Origin of the sequence: Streptomyces monashensis (genome assembly GCF_001866665.1) — a bacterium.
Lineage (GTDB): Bacteria > Actinomycetota > Actinomycetes > Streptomycetales > Streptomycetaceae > Streptomyces > Streptomyces monashensis.
This window is the reverse complement of sequence record NZ_MLYO01000112.1, coordinates 1-3,655: the sequence shown is the minus strand read 5'-3', so window position 1 is coordinate 3,655 and position 3,655 is coordinate 1. Positions and strand designations below refer to the sequence as shown.

At 72.2% G+C, this 3,655-nt stretch carries 1 protein-coding gene; it reads right to left on the bottom strand.

All coding sequences use genetic code 11. The features are described 5' to 3' along the window. On the bottom strand, positions 1-3,655 hold a 3,655-nt coding region (locus tag BIV23_RS42560), incomplete at both ends, for a type I polyketide synthase (RefSeq protein ID WP_143079240.1).

Sequence of the window (3,655 nt, the reverse complement as noted above, 5' to 3'; positions counted from 1 at the left end):
CTGCGTGAACTCCGTCTCATGGATCAGCACGGCGTCGGGACTGTCGGCCGCGGCGAACAGGATGTCCGCCAACGGCCGTGAGAGGTGCGGGTCGAGGGCCGCGCAGATCTCGTCGAAGGCCTGCCGGAACACGGGGAACGCCGCGTACAGCTGCCGGCCCATACCGATGCGCTGACTGCCCTGCCCCGTGAACAGCATCGCGAGGTCGGTCTCGACAACCGTGCCCTCGGTCGCCCCGGCGGGCACCCGGCCCTCCGCCAGGGCGCGCAGAGCTCCGACCATGTCGTCGGCGTTCGCGGCCACCACGCTCGCCCGCGACTCGAAGTGCGTACGGTGGCGAGCCGCCGTCACCGCGACATCCGCGAGCGGAACATCCGGATGCTCCGCCAGCCAGTCGGCCCAACGGCCGGCCTGCGCCCGCAGCGCCTCCTCGGTCTGGCCGGAGACCACCACCGGGAACACACCACCGGGGACCACCGGCCCATCCGCGGTCTCGGCCGCGGCAGGCTCAGCGGCAGGGGCCTCCTCCAGGACGAGGTGGGCGTTGGTGCCGCTCAGACCGAACGACGACACACCCGCACGCCGCACACGCGTACCCTCCCGCACCCACGGTCGCGCCTCGGCCAGCAGCTCGAGCCCACTGCCCTCCCACTCCACATGCGCACTGGGCTCCTCCGCGTACAACGTCCTCGGCAACGTCTCATGCTGCAACGCCAGCACCATCTTCATCACACCGATCACACCCGCAGCCGCCTGCGCATGCCCGATGTTCGACTTCGACGACCCCAGATACACCGGCCGATCTCCGGCCCGACCCGGACCGAACACCTCCGCCAACGCACCCGCCTCGATCGGATCACCCAACGGCGTACCCGTCCCGTGCGCCTCGATCGCGTCGATGTCGTCCGGTGACAGCCGGGACGCCTCGAGGGCCGCCTGCACGACCCGCTGCTGGGACGGGCCGTTCGGCGCCGTCAACCCCTGACTGCGGCCGTCCTGGTTCACCGCGGAACCACGGACCACCGCCAGCACCCGGTCCCCGTCCCGCTCCGCCGCCGACAACGGCTTGAGCACCAAAACACCCGCACCCTCGGACCAACCCGCCCCGTCAGCACGCGCCGAGAACGACTTGCACCGCCCGTCCGCGGCCATCCCCTTGAGCCGCGAGAACTCCACGAACAGGCGCGGGGTGCTCATCACCGTGACACCACCGACGAGCGCGAGTTCACACTCGCCCTGGCGCAGCGCCGTGGCCGCCAGGTGCAGGGCGACGAGGGACGACGAGCACGCCGTGTCAATCGTCACCGCGGGCCCCTGAAGACCCAGCGCGTAGGCGACACGGCCGGAGACGACGCTGGAGGCGTTGCCCGTGCTCAGGTAACCGTCGAACGCGTCGAGCCGGCCCTGTTCGCCGTAGTCGGAGCTCATCGTGCCGAGGTAGACACCGGTCCGGGTGCCGCTCAGCGTGCCCGGGCTGATGCCGGCCCGCTCCAGCGCCTCCCACGACGTCTCCAGCACCAGCCGCTGCTGCGGGTCCATCGACAGCGCCTCGCGCTGCGAGATCCCGAAGAACCCCGCGTCAAAGCCCTCGACGTCGTGGATGAACCCGCCCTCGCGGGCGTAACTCTTGCCGGGTGCCTCCGGGTCGGGGTCGTACACGTCGAGGTCCGCCCAGCGTTGCGGGAGCCCGCCCACGGCGTCCCCGCCGGAAGCGAGCAGGTCCCAGAATCCCTCTGGGGTGTCGATGCCGCCGGGCAGTCGGCAGGCCATGGAGACCACCGCGATGGGCTCGTCGAGCCGTGCGGACGTACGCTTGCCCGCCGTCCTCTTCCGCTTCGTGCTGCCCTCGCCCAGAGCCAGTCTGTCGAGCAGGAGCGCCGCGACGGCGGTCGGCGTGGGGTGGTCGAAGGCGAGTGTGGAGGGCAGCGTGAGCCCCGTCTCGGCCGCGAGCCGGCGACGCAGCTCCACCGCCATCAACGAGTCCATGCCCAATTCCTTGAGCACCTGCTGGGCTCCGACCCCACCCGTCCCTGACACGCCGAGGACCACAGCCGCCTCGTTCCTGACGAGCTGCACCAGCGCGGCCTGGCGCTCGGCCGCGGGCAGGGCCGCGAGCCGGTCGCGCAGTGTCGAGGCGTCGGCCGAGGCCTGCCCGACGCGCCCCCGCGGAGCACGGACGAGACCGCGCAGCAACGGCGGAATCTCCTCACTCCGTCGCTGGATGGCCGTCAGGTCCAGCCGCACGGGCACCAGCTGCGCATCCGAACGCGCCAACGCCGCGTCCAGGGCGGCCAGAGCCTGCCGCTCGCTCAACGCGGCCACGCCCTGCCTGCGCATCCGTGCCAGCTCCGCCTGCCCGAGGCCGGCCGTCAGACCGATCCCGGCCTGCTCCCACAGACCCCAGCAGAGGCTGGTGCCGGGCAGCCCGAGGGCACGGCGGTGGGCCGCGAGGGCGTCGAGGTACGTGTTCGCGGCGGCGTACGTGGACTGCCCGCCGCCGCCCAGGACACCCGCGGCCGAGGAGAACAGCACGAACGCGGCCAGATCCAGCTCCAGCTCACGGCTCAGCTCATCGAGATGACGTGCGCCATCGGCCTTCGGCGCCCACACCCCGGCAAGACGCTCAGCACTCTGAGCGGCCAACAGACCGTCGTCCAGCACCGCCGCCAGATGGAACACACCCGTCCACGGATGCCCGGCGTCGTCCCTCAACAGCGCCTCGACCTGGGTCCGGTCGGCCACGTCGCACGCCTCGACGCGCACACTGTCCGCCCCGGCGGCAGTCAGCTCCGCCACCAGATCACGCGCGCCCGGCGCCTGCGGACCACGCCGTGAGGTGAGCACCAGGTGCCGTACCCCGTGCTCGCGCACGAGATGACGGGCCACCGCCCTGCCCAGCTCGCCCGTACCGCCGGTGACAAGGACCGTGCCGTCAGGGTCGAAGACCGGCCGCCCTACGGCGGGGTCGGGGGTCTTGGCACTGGTCAGGCGGGCAGCGAGTATCTCTCCGTCGCGGACGGCGAGTTCGGGTTCGTTCGCGGCGAAGGGCACCGCGGCCGCCTCGGCGGGATCGTCGGTGTCGATGAGGTGGATGACGCGCTCGGCGTGTTCGCCGCGCGCGGCGCGCAGCAGTCCCCACAGCGGGGCACGGGCCAGATCACGGACGCCGCCGCCCGCGTCCACCGCACTCGAGGTGACCCACACCAACTCGGTCTGTTCCAGGCGCGGTTCGGACAGCAGGCGCTGAACGTCCCGAAGGGCCCCTGCGGTTGCGTCGAGGGGGTCGCCGATGCCGTCCGTGTCCTGGGTGGTGGCGTCGACGACGATACGCGACGGCTCCTGGGTGTCCGGCTCCTCCAGGCGCACGAGGAGGGCGTCCACGCAGTCGAACGCCTCCGCGTCCAGCGCACGGGCCAGTTCGCCCGAGCCGCCGGCCACCCACACCTCGCCGTCCGGCGCCGACTCCACGACCCGTACCGGCTGGAACTCCACCCGGTACAGGTGGTCGACCAGGCTGCCCGCCCGGACCTGCTCGGCCGACGCCTCACGGATCCGCAGGGCTTCGGTGCGCAGGACCGGACGGCCGGCACCGTCGGCCACCGTGAGCGTGAGACGCTCACCCGTGGCATCGAGGTCGAGTCGTACGCGCAGTTCG